Below are 25,394 nucleotides of genomic sequence, written 5' to 3'. Positions count from 1 at the left end.
GTTTTGTCAAAAATTTGTTCAACTATACCTACATCTTTTTCAATTAAATCTATTTCCTCATCTGATATATATTCATAACTGTAATTCCTTTCATTCTATTTTAAAGGAAAGTTATTTCTACTCTCCCATAATTCTTCAACTAATCTCCCTCTTTCATCATATTTATACACATTAGTCTGTTCAGAGCAGGTAGGATCAACAGGAAACTTCATAAGCCAATTTTCTCTAACTTTCCTGCCTTTCTCATCATATTCGTATGTAGTGCATCTATCACCTTCGTGGTCGGAATTCAGTTTTTCCTCCTTAGCGATTCTGTTATTCTCATTATACTCATATGTTTCCCATATTTTAAGACTGCCTTCAGAATTAAACCAGTCCTTTTTAACTAACCTTTTCGACTGGTCGTATACATAATTTATTTTCCAGAGCAGAATGGAATTAGAATATATAAGTTCTTGTTGAATAAGATTGCTCTCTTCATCCCAGAGATAAATCGTAGCATGAGATTCTTTTAACCACTTAGATTTTATCTCTATTAAGTTTCCTTTTTTAGAATATTTGCGATGTTCTACACTCCTAAGTTTACCATTTGAAAATATTTCTGTCCTTATAAGCCTTGAGTTCTTGTCATAATAGAATATTCTATGCTCTCCAATGTCCCAACCATATAATCCTTTAAAGGAAGACTCTTGCTTTATTATATTCTCATTTTTGTCGTAATAGTTTTTACATGTGTTTTCAAGTGTTCCATTTATATCATAGCCGTAACTTAATTCAATCTTCTTTCCCTTCCTATCTCTTTTACATTTCTTATATAGCTTTTCCCCGTAATACTCTGCACGTTCTAATTCTTTGCCATTCTTGTTATGCACTATAAAATTATAATATATCCCATCCTCTAATTTATCTCTTTTGTTCTTCTTACGATATATGTATACTACTCTTCCTTTTGAAGTTGTGGGAGTATTTGACTCTTCTATCCCAATGCCAATACGACTCAAGCTTCTACCTTTTTTATCATAGGTTTTAACTACTATCGGTTTACCTTCCTTGTCAAAATATACTCTATAAATATGAACAAGTTTATTCTTAGATACATCTTCCACAATGTCTGTTTCCCAAAACTTTGAGTTTTCTTCAAGAATCTTTGAAACCCCCTTTTTGTTTTTGAAATCCTTAACTGCTATTCCTTTCATATTACCTCCTCACCACAACCCACTTCTCTCAAAGTGTTCCTTATTTAAAGAGATTGGATTATGTTCTGGCCAGCCGTCACTTTTTAAGTCTGTTCTTATATGTATTTCAGCCGCCTTCGCTGCCTCATCACCCCACATCTTTCTAACTTGCTCAATCCCTTCCTTGTGATGCCTAAATTTACGGTGCCGCGTCCTGTACAATAATGGAATACTTTTATCAAACATCAATTCATCCAACCACTTATGAACTCCCTCAAACCGCTTACCTAAAATACGCTTACACTCCTCACAATGATACTCAAAAATCAGGCATTAGTTACCTTACCTCTTTGCCTTAGAACTTCTATCACTTTTAAATACAATCCTTTACTATTCCCATTAATTTTTTTATATTTTCACCTTCTCTATTTTTAGAAGAGTCCAAGAAGGATTGAACTGTTCTTGTCACTTGGGGGAAACGCTGGAGGCTGCGAGGCCTTGGATTTGTCTTATTTCGTAATATCTTACCATCTTTTCCTATAAAAATATCATTCTCTTGGTCATATTCTTTTGCGTTATACAGAATTTTCACTATATTAGAACTGACTTTTAACGCTTTTTTAAATCTGTAAGAGGCATCTGATTTCCCTATTATAATGAAAAAATCTGTCTCTATATTTTCTTGGAGACAGCGAAAATGAGCATTCTGTTTTATCCTATTATCCTGAGGTTCTGGTAGTATTATGTCTTTGGAGCAAATCTTTTTTCTACCGTGAAGTAACCGATGAAGTAAAGATCGCTCTCATTAGTAAATCCATCTTTATATAACCACAACCTTGCAAGAAAGAAAAGAAGGTCATCTGGTTGTATTTCCTTGAGATTAGCGGCTCGTGGAGAAAAAATATCACCATAAGTAAAAGACTTGAACTCTGGATCATTAAACTCTGGATCATTAAACTCTGGATCATTATGAGCAATATCTGAACGCCTTTCAGGACATAAATACTCGCTAATTGCTAGATTTGGCTTGTTGAAACACCGAATTTCACAGTATCGAGGAGAAAATAAGACTTTTTTCCTTTCTTCTTCCTCTGGAATAGGAATAAACTCAAAGGTCTTATCTGAGAATATCGGACTCCGGAGACCTTTACTTACATGACTTGTGTTCACTCCAACATTCGCAATAAATAATTTCATCATCCCCTCCTTTAGCCATTTAGTGTAAGACTAACTGTTGTTTAATTCTATATCTTAAATCTTACATGTCAACTTTTACTTTTATCTAAATCTATTACTTTTATTTTCCTCTCCTCCTTATATCTTCTTCTTCAAATCTGTCGGTATTTTATGATATACTCTAAATTCAACTCCTTCATGCTCCTGTTCATCCAAACCACACTGGCCTCCTGAAAGTTCTCGAAAGGTATCCTCCATATAACATCTTATCTCATTACATACACTACCATAAGTTTCTAATAAAAACTTTTCAATCTCTTGCCCCCTGTTATACCTCCCCTTCGTCTTCATCTTCACTCTCAATTTTACTTCTTTAATCGCCTCCTTAGGAGTATCTATATCCTTTACAAATCCATCATATCCTGCATCCAACCTGTATCCTGTGGCTTTTTCTATATTGCCTTCATAAGTTCGCCAATTCTTGCATTAATATCATTCAAACGCTGTGAAATAGACTTTGGAGCCCAATCCCAACCTAAAGGAGTCAACTCCCTCGCAAACTCTGGCCAGCACTCTACTTTTTTGTACCATAGATAGACACCAACTTCTTTTTCATGGTCATCAGGAGAAGCAAATCTTATTAGTTTGCCCTCCTCTTTGCCACAGTCTTCTATCTCCCATATTTTTAAGTGAGTCCTTTTGGCAATTTTAATTGCCTCTTCTACCCATTCATCTTTGTTCATACTCCCTCCTTACCCATAATAATTGGGTCAATTTTGTCAACATCAAAATCCTATCCTGCTTTTTGAATTTTTATTCATCTTACTATATTCTCTTTCACCTGCACTTAGTAAGTCTTCCATTTTAAGTATTGGTGAGGTAGGTGAGCGTTCACCTGCCTTCATAATTGCCCAAAATACTGCATTCTTTATGTTACCACCAGCAAAAGGAAAGCGTTTAGCAAGAACAGAGAAATCAACCCCTGTGTCAATTACCACCTTATCAGGTACCAGGACTTGCCAGATTTTTTCCCTCTCAGCAATACCCGGTAAATCAAATTCTATCTTAAATGCAATTCGCCTGTCAAGTGCATTATCAAGTATATCAACACGATTTGTAGTTAGAATTAAGATGCCTTCAAAATTCTCTATTTCTTGCATGAGAACTAACACATTTCTATTATAAGACACATCTGTATGTCTATCAGCAGAGACACGCCTCGTAAGTATTGTGTCAGCCTCGTCTATAAGGAGAACAGCAGAAGTAGTTTTTACTGTCTTAAAAACTTCTTTAATATTCTTTTCAGAGTATCACCTACCCATTTACTTTCAAGTTGGGCAAAATTTATTGTATATAACTTCCTATTTAACTCGTTTGCTATTGCTTCGGCAGATAAGGTTTTACCAGTACCTGGAGGGCCTGAAAAAAGGAGAATAAAACCTCTACCTTTCTCAAAAGTTTGAGCCAGATTCGTGGTCTTACAGATTAACTTGTAATTATTTAAATATTTAATTATCTCCAATAGCTCAGCTTTTTGGTGCTCCTTTAAGACTACATGTGACATATCAATTTTGGGCTTGCGAACTTCAAATATAGAGGGCACTTTATTTTGTTTGTGTCGTGGCTTCGGGGAATGCAAAATTTGTTGTAACACATCGGGATGGATACCAACACACGCATCTAAGATTGTACTATTATCTCTACTAAAAGGAAAGCGTTCTTCATTGAGGACGAGAAGCTTGTTTTTTATTAACTTGCCAGAAGGAAACAGATAATTTATTTTATCTATAACATCGCTGGGCTTAGGATATAGCATTAAGAGAAATTGGCGCACAGTTGACAGGTGGTCTCCAGTGATTGTATTTGTTAATATAGTTATAAATAAAGATTGCTCATCCACATTCAGTTTATATTTTCGGAATATGTCAAGAATTGGAAAACTTACATTTTTTAATAACGAAGCTCTAATTCTTTTCGTTATTTCATACTCCAATTCCATTGCCTTATCTTTATCCTTATCCTTAATTCGCCAAGACTCCCTTTTCAACTTCAACAACTCACCCCAATCATCCAAAAGTTGACCCTGAGACTTATACTTTTGCATTGCCCCTCCTAATTAAAATTATAGGTTAAGTGATGACCCAATAAAATCTCTATTCTAAATAACTTTTATCCCACTATTTGGCTCTCTTATATTATAATAAACTGGTTTTAAGCCTAATTCTAAAGAAAAATCTCTACAGCCCCATTCAACAGTCTACGCAACTTTGAGCTCAGTTTATCTTCAAACATATGTTCAATTTATCTTGACTTTTATGCTGGATATGGTAGTTTATTACCTAATGAAGAAACGTACTCCGTTGTATTTTAGGAAAGAGGCTAAAAAAGGAAAACTATATTATTGAAGCACGAACTTGGAGATGCAACCGCAGCTGATACTTGCAGGAAGTTTAACATTACTCGGCGTCAATTCTATTACTGGAAGGAAAAAGAAGAAAGATTCTGGAAATTTATAAACTCAAACCCTTTAAATAAGGTGTTAAAATATCTCAATAGGACATTATGGTTTAGGGCAAAAAGACCGTACAGGAGGGAAATTAAATCAAAGCTGGAAATTGCTCCTTATAAATACATCCGTGGAAGCAAAAGTAAGCAGATTAACGAATATTATCCAAATTGGTACGGTCAACTTGAGCTTTGTCGTGCACCGAAGTATGTTGCAAGACGGACCCCCAAAACTTAGAACTTGAAATACTAAATTACAAAGCAAAACATTCTAATTACGGGTGCAATAGGATTGCAAAACATTTTCAAAGTCAGGGGTATAAGGTTACACATTCAGGTGTATATCTTGTCCTAAAGCGTAATTTACAGAAGAAGAGAAAATCGTATCAATAGGATTGTTAGTATTAGGATATATCACAGTTTTTATAAGAAAATCATAAATTTTTCAAGCTTGTTCTGAGCCTGTTGAGAGATTGCTTCGTCGCTTTGCTCCTCGCAATGACTGGCGAGGAATCTCAGGGGTCGCAATGACAGGCGGGGAATCCCGCCATTTTGGGCAACACAATATATCCATTTTGCATATCACCAACTACTTCAAATCCTTGCGGTCCCCAATACCAGAAATAGGATGCAAGCCAAGCACAGAAAAGGGCATCTAACAAATCTTCGTAACATTTTGTAGGAACACGGCATGCCGTGTCCCTACAATCCTGTAAAGGTGGAGGTTGAGCTAATGGGGGGACAAATTTTTGAAGATTAGAGAGATAAGTCTTATAGCGGTCTAACTCTTTAAGTCGAAAATTAAGTGTCCTCCCTTTTTTTGCTTTATATTTAAGAATAGTAGATAAATCAAAAATAACCACCATTGCTGGATGCGGAAAAACTTCAAATACCTTAAATCCTCTATCGTGTTTTTTAATTTCAAAGCTATGCTCACATCCAATTTTTTCTAATTTCTCTACAAGTACCTCACCTCGCACCTCGCCTTTATTATTCTTAAGTATATTTCTATTTGCAGGTAAAGTGCCAGCTTCTTGAGAATGAAACCTCTTTGTAATCTCAATATCTACTGGTCTCGTACCTTTAACATTTGGAACTACAAGTGGCGCATCAATAGCTACAAGACAGCCTCCTTTGCCCTTATTCGCTTGAATAAAATCTAAAATTTCATCATCTTTTTTAATAGAGTTATTATAGGTAAGTTGAAAAATTTTATTGTCTTTACATTCAAGCGCAAAAATACCCGATGTGTTCCTATATGACCATGCAAGGTCAATTCCTATAAATCGCTGCATGCTTTAAAATAACGTAACTATTTACCTATGGACTATCTCTTCCCTTTTCTTCAATTTTTTCTCCTTTTTGAATTATGCAAAATTTATAATGTTTGTGGATTAAAGTTTATGAAGATCAGTAACCTTATCTCCTTCTCTTAAGCTTATCAGCCTTACACCCCTGGCAGCTCTTCCCATCTTTCTTACATTTTGAACTTTAGTTCTTAAAGTTTGACCTTTTTGGGTGATAATAATAACTTCAGAATCGTCATCTACTACTTCACAGCCTACTATTTCTCCTTTACCACCAATTACTCCTAAACCACGCCGGTTGGTGAGTCTAAATTTTGATATCAGCACCCTTTTTCCATAACCATCGGATGTTATAAAAAATAAACTCAGCTTCTTATCGGGTACAGCTTTTACACCTATAACTTCATTCTTATCCCTAAGTGTTATACCTCTCACTCCCTGTGAAACTCGTGATAGAGGTCTTAATAACTCTTCTTTAAATCTGATAACCTTACCTTTTCTTGTAATCAATAAAATATAATCTTTTGGATTTACATGAATCCCCGAGATTATAGAGTCACCATTCCTTAAAGTAGCAATAATTATACCCGTCCTTCTGATGTGCTCAAGTGCAGAAACTTTCAACTTCTTCACCATACCCTTCTTAGTGGCTAAAACAATCATACCTTTAAATTCTTTCACAGGTAAGCAGCCTACTACTCCCTCACCTTCTCTTAGCTGTAACAAGTTTACAAGAGGCTTACCACGAGCCCCCCTTCCGCACTCTGGAATCTCATAAGCCTTCAGAGAATAGCATCTTCCTGTATTGGTAAAAAATACAAGAGTAGAATGAGTCTCAGTACCAAAAATTCTTGCTACCTCATCTTCTGGAGTAAGTGTTATCCCTGATGCTCCAATTCCGCCACGATATTGTCGCATGTAAGTGGCTGCTTTTGAAGATTTTATATAACCTTTTTGAGTTAAAGTAATTAAGACAGGCTCATTTGGAATTAAATCTCTCATTTCAAGCTCTTTTTGTTCTGCTTCAATTATCTTAGTTCTTCTTGGGGTGTTAAATTTTTTCTTGATTTCAATGAGCTCGTCTCGTATTACTCTCATTACACCTTTTGGTGTAGCAAGAATTCTTTTCAACCTCTCTCTAAGTTTTATCGTCTCAAGATACTCTTCTTCAATTTTATCACGTTCAAGTCCAACAAGCCTAGATAGCTTCATATCCAAAATTGCTTGTGATTGCACATCACTGAGCTTAAAACTATTCATTAATCTTTCTTTTGCTTTTTCAGCATTTTTTGATGTCTTAATAATTTTAACTACTTTATCTATATGTGAAAGTGCAATTTTAAACCCTTCAAGAATATGAGCTCTCTTTTCTGCCTGGCGTAAGTCAAATTCAGTACGTTTCTTAACTATTTCGTATCGATGACTGAGAAACGCCTTAAGTATGTCTTTTAGGGTCAAAAATTTTGGTACCCCATCTTGAAGGGCAAGAAGTCCTATTCCATAAGTTATCTGTAATGGCGTATGTTTAAATAGCCTATTTAAAATTACCCTCTCTTGAGCATCACGTTTGAGCTCTATAACAATCCTTATCCCCTCTCTATCAGACTCGTCTCTTATATCTGATATACTTTCTAATTTCTTTAATCTCACAAGATTAGCAATCCGTTCTATTAGCGCAGATTTGTTTACTTGATATGGAATCTCTGTTACATAGATAACTTGTTTACCTTCCTTTGTCTCTTCCGTATGCACTTTAGCTTTTAAAATAAGCTTGCCCCTCCCTGTTAAGTATGCTTTCCTTATCTCTCGTGTTCCTATTATTTCTCCACCTGTAGGGAAATCAGGCCCTTTTATATAAGATGAAAAATCATCCAAATCCGGCTTATCTATTAATGCACATAATGCGTCTACGACTTCACCTAAATTATGTGGCGGAATATTGGTTGCCATCCCAACTGCAATTCCTGAGCTCCCATTCACTAATAGATTTGGGAACTTAGATGGTAACACGAATGGCTCCTTTAGTCTTCCATCAAAATTTGGTACCAATGGGACGGTTTCTTTTTCAATATCCATAAGCATAAACTCGGCAATCTCAGATAACCTTGCCTCTGTGTATCTATATGCTGCAGCAGCATCTCCATCTACAGAGCCAAAATTTCCTTGCCCCTGAATAAGTGGACATCTCAATGAGAATGGTTGAACCATCCTTACCATGGCATCATAAACAGCTATGTCTCCATGCGGATGATATTTTCCAAGAACTTCCCCTACTACAGCAGCTGACTTCTTAAATGGTCTATTATGTGTAAGCCCAAGTTCCCACATTGCGTAGAGGATGCGACGATGTACAGGCTTCAAACCGTCTCTAACATCTGGAAGAGCTCTCCCAACAATTACGCTCATCGCATAATCAAGGTAAGACCGCTGCATTTCATCTTCAATCTCTACTTGAATAATTTCTTTCCTCATAGTTACTCTCCGAGTTGTTTAATCCCTTTTTTTGCTTCCTCTTCTAAAGCTGGATTTGGTAATAATGAGAGTACAGCCTTGTAAAGCTCTATTGCTTCATCCTTTTTCCCTAAAGCTACAGCACACCGTGCCGCATAAATGAACGACTTTGATTTAGAATCAATGTCCTCATACTGTGAAGCTGCTTTAAGATAAAACTCTTTTGCAGTCTTGTAATCTTCTTTATCAAAATACAAAGAACCAAGCAAAAAAGTAGCTTCCTGCTTTGGTTTACCCTCTCCTTTGGCTTCAACATGGAGAAGGGCTTCAAGATATTCGTCAATCAAACCTTCATCCCTATAGGTCTTTGATAGTTTAAGCTCCGCATCCCAATAATTTGGATCTTTCTGATACTTCTCTATAAATTTTTGAAAGGCAAGCCTCGCCTCCCTCGGCTTCTCAAGTCGCTCATATGATAAGCCAATCTGATATTGTGCATCTTTTGCAAAGTCAGAATTTTGAAACTCATTAATAAGGATTTCATATTCATGAATTGCTCGGTCATACTCAGCAAGCAAAAAGTATGTGTTTGCAAGACTAAATTGTGCCTTCATTCCTAAAGAGGTGTTAAATAACTCTCGATATGTCTCTATAGCAGCATCATATTTTCCAATTCTAAAATAGCAATCAGCGAGTCCAAGTTTTGCTTCATCAACTAATGAAGACCAGCTAAAGTTGTAAATTACATTGTTATACGATTCAATAGCTTTTTGAAAATTGTTCTGTTTAACCCAATACTGGGCAAGTTCAAGCCCAAATTTTGGTGACCGAGGCGACTTCGGATACTTGTGAATAAAATTGTGTAAAATATCTAAACTTGAGCTATATTCACCAAGCCCAAAATAACACTTTTCAAGTTTAAATCTTGCGTCGTCAAGTATATCTGACGGTCCTTTTACCTTTTTGTACCAGTTAATCGCAGAGTTATAATCATTCTGCTTGTAATATACATCACCAATCAACAAATAGGCGTAGGAACGAAGGTTGCTGTTCGGGTAATTTGATAGAAGGAAGTTGAGTTGTTTGATACAGGCAGTATAATCTGATTGGATAAAATATGCTTTACCCATCCAATAATAAGAATCATCAATGAACTCGGAGCCAGGATATTCATTGATAAGTGTTTTAAAATGTTTAATCGCAGATTGTAAATCTCCAATCTTCAATAAAGTTCTTGCTGTATAATAGAGAGAAATAGGTATTAAAGGGTCTTTAGGATATTGGGTTATAAATTTTTTAAACTCCTGTGCTGAGAGGCTAAACTTACCTAACTTATAATGGGTCCATGCAAGTCCATACAATGCATCTCTTGTCCAGTTTGTTTCTTGAAGCGCTTTTTGATAGTAACTTTCTGCTTCATTAAATTTTTTCAGTTTATAACAACATTCGGCAGCTAAAAAATTATCGTTTGCTTTTTTAAAATAATCTAAGGCCTCTTTATAAGCTCCGAGTCTATAAAAAGATATTCCCATACCATAAGGAGAATTGGCAAGCTTAAAATACTGGAGGGCTTCTTTAAACTCATTTTCTTGATAACTGATTACACCCAAAGCATAAAAATCATTAAGGTCGTGGAAGACTTTCTTCGCATTCTCTTTATTACCTACTTTGTAATTCACAAACCCTATACCATATTTATTTCCACCTAATTTAAACTGGGAGAGAGCCTCATTAAAATTATCCTTTTTTAATGCAGTAATACCGAGTCTGTATAAACTTAGTCCAATTTTTAACTTAAGCTCAGGGGAAGGTTTTTCTCTATAAGCTCTATTATATATTTCTACAGCTTTCTTATACTCGCCATGAGTGAAGAAGTAATCACCTACAGTCTTAAGCGAAGGGATTAGAATAAGGAAACTAATCCACATCATCTTCCCAAATAAGAATCCTGCCACATTGTTCGCAAGTTAATATCTTATTCCCTTTTCTTACCTCAACCACAAATTGAGGAGGAAGGATAGCATTGCAGCCCTTACAAGTTGATTCCGATATTCCAACTACACCAATTCCATCTCTACTTCTTTTTATTTGCTGATATCTTGAAAGAATTACAGAGTTAATCTTATTTGTGAGCTTTTCATATTCATCCTTTTTTGTAAGAAGAGCATTTTCTACTTCAGAAAGCTCTTTTTGTAGTTTTTCTTCATACTTTGAAAATTTATCTTTATCTTTTTCTAACTCTTTACTCAAATTTTCTATCTGTTTAGATAGTTCATCACTCTGAGTAAGAGCATCAATAATTTCCTCTTCGTAAGCTGATAGTTTAACTTCCTCTGTGCTTATCTCGTGTAAAATGGACTGATACTCTTTGTTTGTCTTAACTTGCAATAGTTGAGCTTTATAGCGCCTTACCCTATCCTTTGACTCCTCTGCGTCTTGTTCTAAATTCCTCCTACGTGTGATAAACTCTTGAAATGTTTCTTTCTGCTTCTGGAGCTCTTTTTCCTTTGCTTTTAGCTTCTTATTTAACTGCTGAATTTCTTGAGGAATATTCTTTTTACGTGCTTCTAATTTAGAAATTTCTGTATCAAGCTTCTGTAACCTCCAGAGAGTCTTTAGCTCTTCTTTCACTTAAAATGGGCGGAAAGGGAGTCGAACCCATGACCTCCGGTATGTGAAACCGACGCTCTAACCATCTGAGCTATCCGCCCTTTTTTTTAAATATAACAAAAATTTAAGCAATTGTCAAGATAAAATAAGTAGTTATTCTTATTATTTTTATTTTGTTATTACCGATGATGCCAAATAAGACTAAAAAGGATACGATAAAAAGAGCTAATAAGAAGTAAGAAGCCGTATAGGGCTATTAAAAAATAATTGTTGAAATGGTCTCTTAGATATCTATATATACTTAAGTGTTCTTCAAGAATCATTTTTCGTCGTACCTTACGAGTTGACCCCCCTAAATAGTGAATCACATTTGCTTCTGGAACAAAATGTAGCTTATAGCCCATCCTTTTTATCTTGTAACATAAATCTACATCATTCATAAAGAAAGGATAGGATTCATTCATTCCTCCTACTTTATTAAAAATCTCTTTCCTAACAAGTAAACATGAACCTGCTGGCTGGTCTACTTCTCTCGCACTATTGTGATTGAAATAACCCATCTTCCACTTTGAAAATCTCATTATCCTTCCAATTCCTATAAATTCAAGAAATAAGTTGCTAAAATTTGGAAACTCACGACAAGATGGCTGAATTCTACCTGTAGGCCATAAAAAGCGGGGTCCACAAGCACCAATTTCTTCTCTTTCTTGCATAAATTGGTAAAGCTTTTTAACTGTGTCCTCCATAACTACAACATCAGGGTTAAGGATGAGCAGATATCTACCATTTGATATTTTAGCACCTTGATTGATTGCCCTTGACAGCCCAACATTAGAGAAGTTTTCAATTATACGGACGCCCAAAAAATTCTTTCTCACTAAATCAACTGTTATATCAAGTGAGTGATTATCAACAAGAATTATCTCATACCCGCCTTGACTCGGCGAGGCAGGCTCAAGACCAAGTGCTTTTAAACAACCTTCAATGTATTCGCCTGAATTCCAGGTCACAATTATTACAGAAATTTCCTCTTTCATATGGAAAAGATATCGTCTTTAATGTAGGGGCGTATTGCAATACGCCCCTACATAATCATATATAGAAATATACTGATGTCAAGTTTTTGATTTGATAAGCGTTCAAGAGTAGAATTAATAAAACTTGACAAATCTCAATTTTATTGATATAAAGAGAATACTAAAATGAATTACAATTTAGCTTTTATTGGGTTTGGAGTTGTAGGACAAGGGTTTGCTGAAATTCTACAAGAGAAGAAGACCATACTTAAGAAATATTACAATCTTGACTATTCAGTGGTGGCAATCTCTGACCCAGTAAAAGGCTCGGTATATCAGCCAAAAGGGTTAGAGTTGAACCAAATTCTATCATTAGTAAAAGAGCAGAAAAGTATTAACAACTACACCGAAGGGATAAAAGGATGGGATAGTATAAAGACTATAAAAGAGAGTAATGCTAATGTGATTGTGGAAGTCACTCCTACTAATATTAATACAGGTGAACCAGGACTTACTTATATAAAGATTGCCATTAATCTTGGTAAGCATGTTATTACAACAAACAAAGGTCCTATAGCACTGGCATATAATGAACTATTGACTCTATCAAAGAAGAAAGGTGTATTTATTAAATTTGAGGGCACAGTGTTAAGTGGAACGCCAGTAATAAGCTTAGGATTAGAATCACTCGCTGGCATTGAGATAAAGGAAGTTAGAGGGATATTAAATGGCACTACCAATTACATACTCACCGAAATGGAGATGGGTAAAACTTACGATGAAGCTTTAAAGGAGGCACAAAGACTTGGCTACGCTGAAGCTAAGCCCGATGCCGATGTTGAGGGCTGGGATGCTTTAGCAAAAATCTTAATAGTTGCTAATGTAGTGATGGGAGGAAATTTAAAGGTAACAGATGTAGCAAGAGTCGGAATTACAGAGATTACTCAAGAAGACATTAAATCAGCAAAATCCGAAGGCAATCGCTGGAAACTTATTGGTAAGACATGGAGAGAAGGAAATAAAATTAAGGCAAAGGTAGCACCAGAGAAAGTAGGACAAGAAAACTTCTTATTTAATGTTAATGGTGTAAAAAATGCTATAACTTTTGTCACTGATACATTAGGTGACGTAACAATAGTTGGACAAGGAGCAGGCAAAAAGGAAACAGGAACTGCTATTTTAACTGATTTACTTAATATCCATCGCTTACTTAAGGGGAGATAATATGGAAATGATAATAGGTGGGAAATTGGCTAATAAACCTGAAAAAATAGAAGTCAGAGACCCACAAGATGATAAGCTTATAGATACAGTGCCGGCAGCTGATGCTTCAGATGTTGATAAAGCATACAAGGCGGCAGAGAAGGGTGCTATTACAATGAGAAAACTATCAACATACGATAGATATCTAATTCTTAAAAAGACTGCAGACTTATTAGAATCAAAGGTTGATGAATTTGCAAAAACTATTGCACTTGAAGGTGTCAAAACTATAAGAGAAGCAAAAAAGGAAGCGACAAGGGCAGTAAATACATTAACATATGCTGCAGAGGAGGCGAAAAGGATAGAAGGTGAAATAGTCCATATAGATGCTGATTATAGAAGGGAACAGAGGTTTGGTTATTGGATAAGAGAGCCTGTTGGTATAGTGCTTGCTATCACTCCTTACAATGACCCATTAAATATGGTAGCCCATAAAGTAGGACCTGCAATTGCAGCTGGTAATGCAGTTGTGCTGAAACCGACATATCTCACACCTATTTCTGCAATTAAGTTAGGTAAATTGTTGTTGGAAGCTGGGTTACCAGAAGACGCTATTTCTATAATTACTGGGAAAGCATCAAAGATAGGCGATGCCCTTATTAAAGACCCGCGTCCGAGAGTTATAACATTTACTGGTGGAGTGGAGGCAGGTGATGAGGTAATTAGGAAAGCTGGACTTAAAAAAGTTATGATGGAGCTCGGCTCATCCTCTGCTGTTATAGTTATGCAAGATGCAGATTTAGGATTAGCTGTCCCATCTATAGTATCAGGCTCATTTTGGGCTGCCGGCCAAAACTGTATAGGAGTACAAAGACTTTATCTTCATAAGTCAATTTATGACAAATTCATGCAAGAGTTTATCAAACAGACCAAAGCCTATAAAGTAGGAGATAAGCTAAATGAGACCACTGATATGGGACCTATGATTACAAAGGAAGAAGCAGATAAGGTTGAGAGTTGGGTTAATGAGGCAGTTGAGCTTGGTAGTAAGATAGCAGTAGGTGGTAAAAGGAAAGGCAACTTTTACTGGCCTACAATTCTTGAGAATGTGCCCAAGAAAGCAAAAGTAGTCAGTGAAGAGATTTTTGGTCCAGTAGTTGTCGTTTTTCCATTTAAAACTTTAGATGAAGGAGTAAGTGAAGCCAATGATTCTAAATATGGACTACATGCTGCAATTTTTACACAAAATTTAGATACTGCATTCTATGCAGCTAAAGAATTACGGTTCGGCGGTGTTATGATAAATGATTCTACTGATTTCAGAGTTGACTATATGCCATTTGGAGGCTATAAATATTCTGGGTTACATCGTGAAGGGCTTAAGTTTGCAATAGATATAATGACAGAGATAAAATTAGTAGCAATAAATCTATCAAAATAAATAAAGGAGTAATAAAATGCCAGCCTCTGCTATTGTGGTGTTAATTTTTGGCTCTGTAGTGTTTTATGGAGGATTAGCTTACTGCCTTTATAGGGCAGTAAGGGGTAAAAAAGACAAAACCGACTCTCAATAGAGATACACACTTAAATTATTCTCCTTCCATTAGCTCTTTAATTGCTTCTGGAATAGCATTCATCACATCGCTTGCTATCATTGAGTATTCAGTCAGCTTTTTAGCTGCTATATCACCGGCAAGCCCATGGAGGTAGACTCCAAGTCTTGCAGCATTAACTGGCTTTAGTCCCTGTGCCAATAAGCCTGCTATCATACCTGTTAACACATCACCGGAACCAGCTGATGCGAGTCCAGAATTGCCAGTTGGATTTAGATAACCTATGCCTTCAGATGCTATTATAGTAGGTGCACCCTTAAGGACAAAAGTTATCTCCAGTACCTTGGCAAAGTGAAATGCTTTGTCAATCCGTGCTTTTTGGATGTCTGGTATTGTAAGCCTTGTAAGCCTTGAAAGTTCACCCGGATGCGGTGTAATAACTGTAGGGGCTTTAATTTTCCTTATATCTTCAAATGTTAAATTATTTATACCATCGGCATCAATTACAAGCGGGATTCTAATTTTTGGAACCAAATTTCTAATTAGCATATTAGTATCGGGATGAGTTAATAAGCCGGGTCCTATCGCAATTACATCCGCCTTGTCTATCTCTTGCATTATCTCTTTAACTCCACTAATTGTAAGTGTCGCATCAGGGCTCTCTGGAAGTGGCACTGTGATTACTTCTGTTACTTTTTCCTCAAGTATTGGATTGAGAGATTTAGGAATGCCGAGCCGAACAAGTCCTGCCCCTATCTTTAGAGCAGACATTGCTGTAAGTGATGCAGCTCCCGTCATACCACGCGAGCCTGCAAGCACAAATACACGCCCAAATGTGCCTTTGTTAGAATTACAAGGCCTATAAGGAAGTAAAGAGCGTAATTCGGATGACTCAAGTAGTTCTAAATTTATATGCTTATATAATGAAGGGGGTACCCCTATATCAATCACATAAATATCACCTGCATAATCTTTACCAGGATACAGAAATAATCCTCTCTTAGGTAGACACATTGTGCCTGTAAAATCTGCATTTACACAAATTCCTTCTATACTGCCATCATAAGCATTTAAACCTGATGGAACATCAACTGCAAGAATAGGGACGCCAGATTCATTCATAGCATTTATCACTTCTGCGTCTATTCCATTCACTTTCCCTTTAAATCCTGTCCCAAATATTGCATCTACAAGGAGAGTAAACTGTTTGCACTCACTTACAAATATTTGAACGTCTTTTTTAGTAGTTAATTCTTTAATTTTGAAACCCGTATTTAGCAAGATATTAAGATTAATACCTGCATCTCCTTTTATTCTTTGAGATTTGCCCAAAAGAAAAATAGATACAGTTGCGCCATTATTTAATAAATGACGAGCAAGCACAAATCCGTCTCCTCCATTGTTACCTTCACCACAAACTATGCCAACTTTTAAATCTTTTATTTCACCAAATTCTTCCTGAATTATCTCAAATAGGCCAAGTCCTGCATTCTCCATAAGAACGACGCCCGGAATTCCAAGTTCTCTAATTGCCTTTCTGTCTATCTCTTTCATCTCATCAGGTGTTACAAGTTTCATTTTACCTCCAATTTTATCTCTAAAATTCTATCTAACCGAAAAGTGCGACGCTCATTCCTTAAAAGACAGTGTGCTATAAGGTAAGTATAATCCTGATAGGGTATTATATCAACAGGTTTTATAGTACGAACAGTCTCTTCTCCATAAGCTGAGATGTACCTAATTTTAAGCTTTTTGTTACACTTAAGAGATTCCTCTATTTCAGGTGGCAGTATTATTTCACCATATGTAGGAAATACAAATGAGCCACCTTGCAACTCTAACAAATCGTGGAGTGTAGCTACTCTCATTCTCTTAAAATCATTAACAAATATATGAAAGATTTTACTCGTTATCCTTGCATCTCCAAGTGCCCTATGGGAATCACGAGTATTTATACCTAAGTAATTGGCAATTTTTAATAATCCGTTCCCAGGAAAATGATAGTATGCACGCGCTAATGTAAGAGTGTCAATTACAGGGTTGCCAGGAAAAGGGATTCGCAGGTTATGTAAATGTGAGCCAATAAAGTTTAAATCAAATGGTGCATTATGAGCTACAATTACTGCACTATCAATAAATTTTAATACCTCACCCACTATCTCATTAAATGATGGTGCATCTTTGACCATATCAGCAGTTATTCCATTCGCCATAAAGGCACCGGGAGAAATAGGTCTGTGAGGATTTATCAGTGTAGTGTAAGAATCAGCAATTTTACCGTTTTCAGTTTTTACTAACCCAATCTCGCATATACGGTCTCCATACTGAGGATGTAACCCGGTAGTCTCTACATCAAGGAAGACAAAAGTAACCTCTGGTAGCGGCAACCCTATGTGTTCGCCTATTGTTTTTATTTTATTTCTTTTCATACAGCCATTTGTCAAATTCATCTATACCTGTACGAGCTGGGTTTTCTCTATCAAGATCCCATTTTAGAGGATTATAACGAATATATTCACGGATACGATTTAATGAATTTTCATTCCAAATAATATGTTCATAATAATTTCGCTGCCAGAAAGGTGTACCCGGTGTATTGCACCATTGATTAATTAGTTTAGTGGACTGATATTTGAAATACGCAATAATTTGTTCCAGTGTTGGCCGGTGTAGGGGCGGGGTTACCCCGCCCCTACAGTAGATAAAAATAATTCCATGTATATGGTTAGGCATTACCACAAATTCATCCAACTCAATGTTTGGAAACCGTTGTGGCAATTTTTGCCACTGTTCTGATATAAGGACTTTCAATTTAGGGTACTGGTCGAAATACATTTCTTGATTTTGAGTACAAACCGTCAATAAAATACGCTCCAACTTCAGAATAATCGTACCCCTTCAACCTAATCGACCGCTGATGCCTTTGTTGAGAAACGTTGTCTTTCATTTTGAGTTCTTCCTATAAGATTGTTGGGCTAAACTCGTTATATATTCAATATCTTTATCATCCTGTATTCTTAATTCGTAATCTCCATTCCCCCAATGACCGATGCGTGATACATCTCTAAATAAACCTTTGGGGTCATTTAATTCTCCCTTTTTCATATTTAGCCAAATCTTCAAAGCTTTTTTCTGAATATGAATGTCAATAAAGTTTGTTTTGCTTATAAATCCAACATAGTGTTTTACCGGTCTAATCTTAACATCAGGGTCTATCTCTAACAATGAAGATTTAAGTTTTTCATACAATGCTTTTATTTCTGGAAGTGCTGTCATCAAATGTCCTGCTTCCGAATAAATTTCTGCCTCCTTTTTAATCTTTTTCTTACGTGGTTTTTCAATCTCTAAACTGATATAAAGTGGCTTAAACGAATGTATATAAACAGGTTTTTCTGCTTTTTCAGTACCTTGCCTCACAAAAGTCTTGAATTTAATAATCTCTGCTTTATAATCCTCACCTGCTTCTGTCACCTCTTCTGTATCTTCATCTACTATAAGAGCTATAATTGGCTCAGATTGCACGATATCTGATAAGCATTTGTACACTTCTCCGATTCCTTTTGAGGTAAATAAGGACTTTTTCTTTACGTCATTTTCAATATCTTTATAAAAAGCATCTGCAAGTTTACTTCGTGTTTCAGGCTTTTTATAAGCTCTTTGAAACTTACTTAATTGAGAATGAATATGATTATAACCATGCTCTGCAAGTTCAACTTCTACGATGTACCATTTCTTAGAGTCAATATCTATCACAAAACCATCCGGTATCGTTCCTATACCAGCTTTTGTTTTTATCTCTCGTTTACCAAAACATAGCGAGTTTTCCCCAAAAATTTCTTTGTAATGGTTTATAACTATTCTCTCTAATTTATCCTCACCCTTATCATAACCCCAAAACCTATATCTCACACCATCTTTAATCAATATCTCCTCACCCATTCTTATACCTCCTTTTATAGTGCTTGTTTGTAAAGATTTGATATGTCTTCTTGGAGCACTTTCTTTGGTGTTACTTTTAGGTTCACCCTCCCCTTCACATCTTTAACAAATCCTGGTATACCATCTTGAGTTATCCCATAATCGCTTAGGTGAATAGATATGCCAAGCTCATTCACAAAAGATTTAATTATATCTAAATCTTTTCCACCAAACATCTCAATAATTTTTGATATTTTTTTGTCTTGTACATCTTTCAAGAATTCCAAAACATAAGGTAGTAAAGCACCATTTGCTCTCCCATGTGGTATATTATAAAATGTAGTAAGTGGGTAGCCGAGTGCATGTAATATTATAGTCTTTGTTTGTGCTATCACTAAACCAGCAACCATAGAGCCATAAAGCATATGGGTTCTTGCCATTATATCTTTTCCATTTACAGCCACTTTTGGAAGATATTCCTTTATTATCTTGATAGACTCAAGTGCAAGTGTATCTGAGATTGGGGTTGCTTGAGTTGACAGGTAGCCCTCAATTGCATGAGTAAGTGCATCTATACCTGTATTCACAGTGACTTTGTATGGCATTGAAATTGTGAGCTCCGGGTCAAGTATAGCAATTGATGGAAAAAGGTAAGAATTTGAGTACCCAGCTTTAGTGTAAGACTTGGGATTTGTAAGTACTGCATATTGGGTCACTTCAGAGCCAGTTCCAGCAGTAGTAGGTATTTCTATAATGGGAACAGGTGTGTTTTGAGGCTCCTTTCCTCCTATATAATCTTCTATTTTGCCTGCATTGTTTGTGAGCAGAGCAATGCATTTAGCAACATCCATTGGACTACCGCCTCCAAGTCCAATTACAGCATCAACTTTTTCTTTTCTTGCAACATAAGTTCCTTTATCCACAGTTTGAGTGCTCGGATTTTGTTCTACTCCATCAAATAAAAAGTACAGTCGGTTAAGCTTTCTAAGAGAAGTTTGAAGTGAAGAGAGTGAGCCGTTTTCTTTAGATGAGCGCTTACCTGTGACTATAAGGACTCTTTTTAGATGAGATGGTAAAAACTCTGCTAACTTTTTAAGTTTGCCTGTTCCAAATATTATTTTGGTAGGTGAGTAATGTTCAAAATTCATCATCACTTTTAGCGAGGCTAAAGCCTCGCCCTACATCACTCCTCTTGGGGAGTAGGGTTCTTAAGGGCGAGGGAGTGTACCTCCTTGCCCTTAAATATGAAACTCTATAATGTCACCATCTTTTAATAAGTAGTTTCTTTCTACTCTTTGACCATCAAATTTATTTGACCCCCAAAGTCTTGCGTATTTTAACTTGTTAGCAAAATCTTTATGGATAGCTATAGCAGCATCAATAACTGTACTCCCTTTACTTAAGACAATAGGGTCAGTTAAATCGGGCTTCTCACCCGGCTCCTTACTATACACCCTAATAATATCTAATGACTTATAAATTTGACTCTTTAACTCCTGTAATCCTTCTTTTGTTTCAGCAGAAACAGCTACTATAGGAAGTATTGTTCCAAAATTCTTGTTTAAGAGGTGCAACCTCAAGTAGTCAAAGTTTGCAGCGGTATTTTGTAAGTCTTTTTTGTTCCCAACAATGAGCACTTTTTTGTGAATATATCCAATATCAGATAGTGTTGGGGCTAAAATTTTAATCATCTTCTCTTCCAATCCCTTCATAATTAAATCAAGTCCATCTATTATATTATTATCACTTAAATCCACTATAAGTAAAATAAGGTTAGCAGAAGTCATTAAATTCTTAAGCCACTTTTTCATAAACTCATGGTTTATAGCTGGTGTATCTACAAGCTGTATTTGTATATTCTCAAATGGCATCATCCCTACTATAGGCTTGGTGGTAGTGAATGGATACGGTGCCACTTCAGGAGTAGCACGAGTAAGCACTGACAATAGTTGAGACTTACCTGAATTAGGTAATCCAATAAGCAAACACTGAGCTGCTCCTTCTTTTTCTATATAGTAAGTATATCTGCTTATAACATGCTTTTTTTGCATCTCTTTGTTTAGTCTAGCAATTTTTGCCCTAATGTCTGCTTGTAGCTTATCAGTCCCTTTATGGTGTGGCATTATAGCAAGCATAGTACGGAGGATTTCAATCTTTTCAAGTGGACCTTCGGCTGACTTCAGTCGTCTTTCAGCTTCGTAATATTGGGGTGGTAAATTAGCAGGCATTATTTCTTCTCAATAAATGCATAAGCATCGTGATTATGGATACTCTCGTAACTCTCTATCTCAACTGAGTACCATATTATTTCTTTCTCTTTATTTAATTTCTTTGCTACATTACGAACTACATCCTCAACAAACACAGGATGGTCGTAGGCATACTTAGTAACAAAACGCTCATCCTCTCTTTTTAACAATGAATAAAGTGAAGTAGAGGCACAGCCCTCAACAAGTGACACGAGGTCTTCAATCCAGAAGAAGCCATGCGACCTAATAAATACCTTCATCTTACCCCTCTGATTATGTGCCCCTTTCTTCACAAGTTCCTTAGAACAAGGACAAAGTGTAGCTATCGGAAGCGCTACCCCAAGTGTAAAATGAAAGCCCTCTTGTTTAGAAAGTGAGCATATAAATTTACACTCGTATTCCATTAGACTTCTTGCATGAGAAACAGGTGCTTCTTTCTCAATAAAATAAGGAAATTCTATCTCAAGATGCGACGACTCTGCATTAAATTTCTCCCTTATATCGTTTAGAATAGACTTCATATTTTTCATAGCAATTGTATCCTTGTATTTATTAAGAATTTCAATGAATCTGCTCATATGAGTGCCACGAAACTCACGAGGAAGTGATACATACATATTAATATTAGCTACAGTATGTTGTTCTATCTCTCTCTTGTCAAAGACTCTTATCGGATATTTTAAGTTTTTAATTCCTACTTTATCTATCATGAATTTTCTTGTATCTCTCTCATTTTGTAGGTCACGCATATGATATTGGGTCACTAATTCCTGCAAGTTTAAATGCTCTAAGTCTACGAATGCAAGAATCACAGTTACCACAAGCTAATTTCTGTTCCCTATAACAAGACCAAGTTAAGTGAATTGGAGCATTAAGTTCTATCCCCTTCTTTATAACCTCATATTTATGCAGCCCAATTATTGGGGTCACTATCTCTATATGGCTATCTGGCTTAGTTCCTATCTTAATAACTTTATTAAATATTTCATAAAATTCTTTCCTACAATCCGGATACCCAGGGGTATCTTCTTCAACTACCCCAATAAATATCTTGTGAACTCCAATCACCTCTGCCCAAGAGACTGCAACAGCAAGTAGATTTGCATTCCGAAATGGGACATAAGTTGAAGGAATTTTGGCAGGAATGAGTAGAGGCAGGTCTCCTGACCTGCCTTCATAGTTTGAATCAGCAATTGGAACTTCCATTTGTAAGTCAATCAAACTTGAACCGCCTATTCTTTTAAAGTGCTCTAACTCACAAATAAGTCTATGTTTAACTTTGTAAAAATTGGCAATATCGTTAAATGCTTTAAGTTCACGAGTCTGTGTCCTTTGTCCATAATTTATATGTAAAAAGGCGAGTTCATATTCTTTATTTGTTATAGCTGCTGTTACACAGCTATCAATGCCGCCAGAGACAAGAACTATAGCTAAATCCTTCATTTGAGTCCTATATATTTATGGAGCTGTAATTGCAGACGGACATTTAAGTTGTCCACCATTATCCATTCAGCGAGTGATGCAGGTGAAATTCTACCAAAAGCTGGTGAAAATGAAACAACATCTACTTTCTCAGGTAGTGAATACTTTTTAACAATAGATTTTGCCCATTCATAATCTTGTTTGTCAGAGCAAACAAACTTTATTTCGTCTGTGTGCCTCAAATTTTTAAGATTATCCCAGTACATCCTATCTGACATCCCAGAACCTGGGCACTTTATGTCTAGTATCCTAATTATCTCAGGAGCTAATCTTTCCACAGGTATAGAACCGTTTGTATCAACCAGTATCTTATAGTCCAGTGCTAATAGCTTATAACTTAAATCATAAACTTCTGGCTGTAATAGAGGCTCGCCTCCAGTAATTTCGATAAGCTTACAATCGTATTTCCCTATTTCACAGATAATTTCATCTACTGAAATTTCATCTCCCTCTTCATATGCATATTTAGTATCACAATAGGAGCAACGTAAGTTGCAGCCAGTAAGTCGCACAAAAATACAGGGAAGCCCTTGAAATATAGACTCCCCTTGGATTGACTTAAATATCTCATTAACTTTCATAATAAGTTACTGAATTAGTATCAGATTCCCAAATTTGGACTTCTTTTAGTTTGATAGACTTTTTGATTTTGGGTTTCAACTCAGTCCATATAAGTTTTGCAATATTTTCAGCTGTAGGATTGACAGCTCCAAATTCGGGTAGTTCATTTAAATTTTTATGGTCTAATCTTTTAATTATCTCATTGAGAATCTTATTTAACTTTCTAAAGTCCATCCCAAAACCTACACTTTTAAGCACAGCTGCTTCAACTGTGACTTTCACTTTAAAATTATGGCCGTGAACACCACTGCATTCACCCGGATATCCTTTTAATTGATGGGCAGCTGAAAATTTAGATTCAATACTTACAAGCCACATCTTAATAAAAATTATATCTCTAAAATATTGTTTGTCAATTTTTTCTTCTCAAACCCATTGACTTAAAAGAACAATTGTATTATAATTAAAACATCGTGGGTACTTGTGTAAACTGTAAAAAGAGCTCATCTACTATTTCTGAAACCTTAGGGGTGTGTCTTAATTGTATAAAAAGAGATTGGAAAAGAGTGAAACCAAAGATTGAAGAAGTACACCAAAATGTAAGAAAGTCATTTGGATTTGATAAAGGAGTAGTGTCTACTTCACTTAAAACTGGACGTAAATTGGTAAAATGCACTCAATGTGTAAATAAATGCGAGATTTATGCTGGAGGGCATGGGTATTGCAAAATCAAAGAGAATAGAAATGGTAAACTTGTAAGCCGTGGCTACGGATTCCTTGACTGGTATTTTGATTCACTGCCAACAAACTGTGTTGCAGACTGGGTATGTCCGGGTAATTTAGCTTATGGATATAAGAATCTCGCTGTCTTTTACAGAGCATGTAACTTTGATTGTTTATTTTGCCAGAATTGGCATTTCCGTCAAGGGTTGGGAAAAGAGATAAAACCTGAACAGCTTGCAAGTAATATTGACCCAGAAACTTATTGTATCTGTTACTTTGGAGGCGACCCAACACCTCAAATTCAGCATGTTGTTAAAACATCTGAACTTGCATTAAAGAAGGGGATTCGGATATGTTTGGAGACGAACGGCAGTTTGAACCCCAAATTACTGTCTAAAATAGCAAAAATATCGTTTGAGTCAGGTGGCTGTATAAAGTTTGACTTGAAGGCTTTTGATGAGAGACTAAATTTTGCTTTGTGTGGAGTTACAAATAAACAAACTTTTACTAACTTTGCTAACCTTGCATCACTAACCTATGACAAACCTACCACACCATTCCTTATAGCATCTACTCTCCTTGTCCCAGGGTATGTTGATACGCAAGAAGTAAGTAATATTGCTCAATTTATTGCTTCGTTAAACCCAGATATCCCTTACTCTCTACTTGCTTTTTCACCTTGCTTTCTAATGAGTGATCTGCCCAGAACAAGCAGAGCCCACGCTGAGGCTGCATTAAAAATTGCAAAAAAGGTAGGATTAAAAAGAGTGCATATAGGGAATATGCATCTCTTATCTGATTCGGAATACTCCTTTTAAAATCCTGTTGCTAAATCAACAACCTTAATCTGTCTCTATCGACTACGACGAGACGAATCCATCTTGAGAATTATCTCTCTACTTATTCTTTTTTCTCACCAAATTTTAGATAGATTGCGTGGAGGTAGCAAATGAGACAGATTAAAAACCAAGCATTAGCAAAATGGATGATATTTGAAGGCCATATTCCAAGTATATCAATGCGAAGAGCACGAGCAAATACAGCTACAATCAATGAAATGACACCTATATAAAAGGCGACAGTGGCTACACTTAGCCTTTTCATATTTTCACCCCCCTTCCTATAGGTATAGATTATACACTTCGCAGTTATAAATGTCAAGAAAATTTTTTTATTGTTACTTTTCAGCAAAAATGTCCTCTTTTATTTTTCAGGTAAAATGTCCTCTATCGCTGAAAATATGGTATATTCTTTGGCCGAAAGGAGGACATATGCAAGACTTTTGGCCAAAGCTCACAGAAAAAGCTGTGAAAAGATTTGAGATATTCATAGAAGTGAAGCAAAAAAAGATGACCCTATACCAGGCTTCTTTAGAACTCGGACTCTCATACAGACATACAAGACGACTCTATAAACGATACAAAATAAAGGGAATTATGGGATTGGCTTTCCAGAGAACACACAC

Annotated in this window: 27 protein-coding genes, 1 tRNA gene and 1 pseudogene; 5 read left to right on the top strand and 24 right to left on the bottom strand. The window is 36.0% G+C overall.

Annotated features, from left to right (window positions below):
• Nucleotides 1-95 precede the first annotated feature (95 nt).
• The 7 genes from QMD71_00145 to QMD71_00115 form a co-directional block, all read right to left on the bottom strand.
• Nucleotides 96-1,196 (bottom strand): hypothetical protein, encoded by a 1,101-nt coding sequence (locus tag QMD71_00145; protein ID MDI6839265.1) that lies wholly within the window; start codon nucleotides 1,194-1,196, stop codon nucleotides 96-98.
• Nucleotides 1,197-1,205: 9 nt separating this feature from the next.
• On the bottom strand, nucleotides 1,206-1,433 hold the full coding sequence (locus tag QMD71_00140; GenBank protein MDI6839264.1) for a hypothetical protein: 228 nt from the start codon (nucleotides 1,431-1,433) through the stop codon (nucleotides 1,206-1,208).
• Between the two features lie 483 nt (nucleotides 1,434-1,916).
• On the bottom strand, nucleotides 1,917-2,375 hold the full coding sequence (locus QMD71_00135; GenBank protein MDI6839263.1) for a hypothetical protein: 459 nt from the start codon (nucleotides 2,373-2,375) through the stop codon (nucleotides 1,917-1,919).
• A 114-nt stretch (nucleotides 2,376-2,489) separates the two neighbouring features.
• The gene (locus QMD71_00130) at nucleotides 2,490-2,783 is read right to left on the bottom strand and encodes a hypothetical protein (protein MDI6839262.1); all 294 of its coding nucleotides are present in this window, start codon (nucleotides 2,781-2,783) and stop codon (nucleotides 2,490-2,492) included.
• A gap of 20 nt (nucleotides 2,784-2,803) precedes the next feature.
• The gene (locus QMD71_00125; GenBank protein ID MDI6839261.1) at nucleotides 2,804-3,094 is read right to left on the bottom strand and encodes a hypothetical protein; all 291 of its coding nucleotides are present in this window, start codon (nucleotides 3,092-3,094) and stop codon (nucleotides 2,804-2,806) included.
• 42 nt (nucleotides 3,095-3,136) lie between these two features.
• Nucleotides 3,137-3,598 (bottom strand): ATP-binding protein, encoded by a 462-nt coding sequence (locus QMD71_00120; GenBank protein ID MDI6839260.1) that lies wholly within the window; start codon nucleotides 3,596-3,598, stop codon nucleotides 3,137-3,139.
• Between the two features lie 23 nt (nucleotides 3,599-3,621).
• On the bottom strand, nucleotides 3,622-4,455 hold the full coding sequence (locus tag QMD71_00115) for an ATP-binding protein (GenBank protein MDI6839259.1): 834 nt from the start codon (nucleotides 4,453-4,455) through the stop codon (nucleotides 3,622-3,624).
• A 297-nt stretch (nucleotides 4,456-4,752) separates the two neighbouring features.
• On the opposite strand from QMD71_00115, the gene QMD71_00110 reads away from it, so the two are divergent.
• The gene (locus tag QMD71_00110; GenBank protein MDI6839258.1) at nucleotides 4,753-5,094 is read left to right on the top strand and encodes a hypothetical protein; all 342 of its coding nucleotides are present in this window, start codon (nucleotides 4,753-4,755) and stop codon (nucleotides 5,092-5,094) included.
• A 277-nt stretch (nucleotides 5,095-5,371) separates the two neighbouring features.
• On the opposite strand, the gene QMD71_00105 is transcribed toward QMD71_00110, so the two are convergent.
• The 6 genes from QMD71_00105 to QMD71_00080 all read right to left on the bottom strand — a co-directional run bounded on the left by QMD71_00105 (nucleotide 5,372) and on the right by QMD71_00080 (nucleotide 12,261).
• Nucleotides 5,372-6,151 (bottom strand): DUF429 domain-containing protein, encoded by a 780-nt coding sequence (locus tag QMD71_00105; protein MDI6839257.1) that lies wholly within the window; start codon nucleotides 6,149-6,151, stop codon nucleotides 5,372-5,374.
• Between the two features lie 99 nt (nucleotides 6,152-6,250).
• Nucleotides 6,251-8,635 (bottom strand): DNA gyrase subunit A, encoded by a 2,385-nt coding sequence (gene gyrA, locus QMD71_00100; protein ID MDI6839256.1) that lies wholly within the window; start codon nucleotides 8,633-8,635, stop codon nucleotides 6,251-6,253.
• 2 nt (nucleotides 8,636-8,637) lie between these two features.
• A complete protein-coding gene (locus QMD71_00095; GenBank protein ID MDI6839255.1) occupies nucleotides 8,638-10,545 on the bottom strand; it encodes a tetratricopeptide repeat protein in 1,908 nt (635 codons plus the stop codon).
• Nucleotides 10,532-11,245: a C4-type zinc ribbon domain-containing protein gene (locus QMD71_00090; protein ID MDI6839254.1), complete on the bottom strand. Its 714-nt coding sequence runs from the start codon at nucleotides 11,243-11,245 to the stop codon at nucleotides 10,532-10,534. The genes QMD71_00095 and QMD71_00090 overlap by 14 nt, the downstream gene beginning before the upstream one ends.
• A 6-nt stretch (nucleotides 11,246-11,251) precedes the next feature.
• Nucleotides 11,252-11,325: transfer RNA gene (locus QMD71_00085), tRNA-Val, on the bottom strand.
• A 78-nt stretch (nucleotides 11,326-11,403) separates the two neighbouring features.
• Nucleotides 11,404-12,261: a glycosyltransferase family 2 protein gene (locus QMD71_00080; protein ID MDI6839253.1), complete on the bottom strand. Its 858-nt coding sequence runs from the start codon at nucleotides 12,259-12,261 to the stop codon at nucleotides 11,404-11,406.
• A 165-nt stretch (nucleotides 12,262-12,426) separates the two neighbouring features.
• On the opposite strand from QMD71_00080, the gene QMD71_00075 reads away from it, so the two are divergent.
• On the top strand, nucleotides 12,427-13,464 hold the full coding sequence (locus QMD71_00075) for a homoserine dehydrogenase (GenBank protein ID MDI6839252.1): 1,038 nt from the start codon (nucleotides 12,427-12,429) through the stop codon (nucleotides 13,462-13,464).
• Between the two features lies 1 nt (nucleotide 13,465).
• Nucleotides 13,466-14,884: an aldehyde dehydrogenase family protein gene (locus tag QMD71_00070; protein MDI6839251.1), complete on the top strand. Its 1,419-nt coding sequence runs from the start codon at nucleotides 13,466-13,468 to the stop codon at nucleotides 14,882-14,884.
• A 148-nt stretch (nucleotides 14,885-15,032) separates the two neighbouring features.
• On the opposite strand, the gene QMD71_00065 is transcribed toward QMD71_00070, so the two are convergent.
• The 10 genes and pseudogenes from QMD71_00065 to queD all read right to left on the bottom strand — a co-directional run bounded on the left by QMD71_00065 (nucleotide 15,033) and on the right by queD (nucleotide 23,584).
• The gene (locus tag QMD71_00065; GenBank protein ID MDI6839250.1) at nucleotides 15,033-16,574 is read right to left on the bottom strand and encodes an NAD(P)H-hydrate dehydratase; all 1,542 of its coding nucleotides are present in this window, start codon (nucleotides 16,572-16,574) and stop codon (nucleotides 15,033-15,035) included.
• Nucleotides 16,571-17,425, bottom strand: a complete 855-nt coding sequence (locus QMD71_00060) for an exonuclease domain-containing protein (GenBank protein MDI6839249.1) — start codon at nucleotides 17,423-17,425, stop codon at nucleotides 16,571-16,573. Before QMD71_00060 ends, QMD71_00065 begins: the two co-directional genes overlap by 4 nt.
• Nucleotides 17,412-17,943: pseudogene (locus tag QMD71_00055) on the bottom strand (transposase). Before QMD71_00055 ends, QMD71_00060 begins: the two are co-directional and overlap by 14 nt.
• Nucleotides 17,940-18,935 carry a DUF5655 domain-containing protein gene (locus QMD71_00050; protein MDI6839248.1) on the bottom strand — a complete coding sequence of 332 codons (996 nt, stop codon included), beginning with the start codon at nucleotides 18,933-18,935 and terminating at the stop codon, nucleotides 17,940-17,942. Before QMD71_00050 ends, QMD71_00055 begins: the two are co-directional and overlap by 4 nt.
• A gap of 14 nt (nucleotides 18,936-18,949) precedes the next feature.
• Entirely contained in the window at nucleotides 18,950-20,065 is a 1,116-nt protein-coding gene (locus tag QMD71_00045; GenBank protein ID MDI6839247.1) for an iron-containing alcohol dehydrogenase, read from the bottom strand.
• Nucleotides 20,066-20,152: 87 nt separating this feature from the next.
• Complete coding sequence (locus tag QMD71_00040; GenBank protein ID MDI6839246.1) at nucleotides 20,153-21,142, bottom strand: 50S ribosome-binding GTPase; 990 nt, start codon at nucleotides 21,140-21,142, stop codon at nucleotides 20,153-20,155.
• Nucleotides 21,142-21,912: a GTP cyclohydrolase FolE2 gene (folE2, locus tag QMD71_00035; GenBank protein MDI6839245.1), complete on the bottom strand. Its 771-nt coding sequence runs from the start codon at nucleotides 21,910-21,912 to the stop codon at nucleotides 21,142-21,144. Before folE2 ends, QMD71_00040 begins: the two co-directional genes overlap by 1 nt.
• Nucleotides 21,905-22,606, bottom strand: a complete 702-nt coding sequence (gene queC / locus QMD71_00030) for a 7-cyano-7-deazaguanine synthase QueC (protein MDI6839244.1) — start codon at nucleotides 22,604-22,606, stop codon at nucleotides 21,905-21,907. The genes folE2 and queC overlap by 8 nt, the downstream gene beginning before the upstream one ends.
• Nucleotides 22,603-23,226, bottom strand: coding sequence for a radical SAM protein (locus tag QMD71_00025; protein ID MDI6839243.1), 624 nt, complete (start codon nucleotides 23,224-23,226; stop codon nucleotides 22,603-22,605). The genes queC and QMD71_00025 overlap by 4 nt, the downstream gene beginning before the upstream one ends.
• A complete protein-coding gene (queD, locus tag QMD71_00020; protein ID MDI6839242.1) occupies nucleotides 23,216-23,584 on the bottom strand; it encodes a 6-carboxytetrahydropterin synthase QueD in 369 nt (122 codons plus the stop codon). The genes QMD71_00025 and queD overlap by 11 nt, the downstream gene beginning before the upstream one ends.
• 95 nt (nucleotides 23,585-23,679) lie before the next feature.
• On the opposite strand from queD, the gene QMD71_00015 reads away from it, so the two are divergent.
• Complete coding sequence (locus tag QMD71_00015) at nucleotides 23,680-24,747, top strand: radical SAM protein (GenBank protein MDI6839241.1); 1,068 nt, start codon at nucleotides 23,680-23,682, stop codon at nucleotides 24,745-24,747.
• 82 nt (nucleotides 24,748-24,829) lie between these two features.
• Here QMD71_00015 and QMD71_00010 read toward each other — a convergent pair whose 3' ends face one another.
• Nucleotides 24,830-25,033: a hypothetical protein gene (locus QMD71_00010; GenBank protein ID MDI6839240.1), complete on the bottom strand. Its 204-nt coding sequence runs from the start codon at nucleotides 25,031-25,033 to the stop codon at nucleotides 24,830-24,832.
• A gap of 167 nt (nucleotides 25,034-25,200) precedes the next feature.
• On the opposite strand from QMD71_00010, the gene QMD71_00005 reads away from it, so the two are divergent.
• Nucleotides 25,201-25,394 (top strand): helix-turn-helix domain-containing protein (locus QMD71_00005; GenBank protein ID MDI6839239.1); only part of this gene is annotated, 194 nt, incomplete at its 3' end.

Source organism: bacterium (assembly GCA_030018315.1).
Lineage (GTDB): Bacteria > Hydrothermota > UBA3073 > JACQXS01 > JAGMCI01 > JASEGA01.
This window is presented reverse-complemented; position numbering and strand designations above follow the sequence as displayed.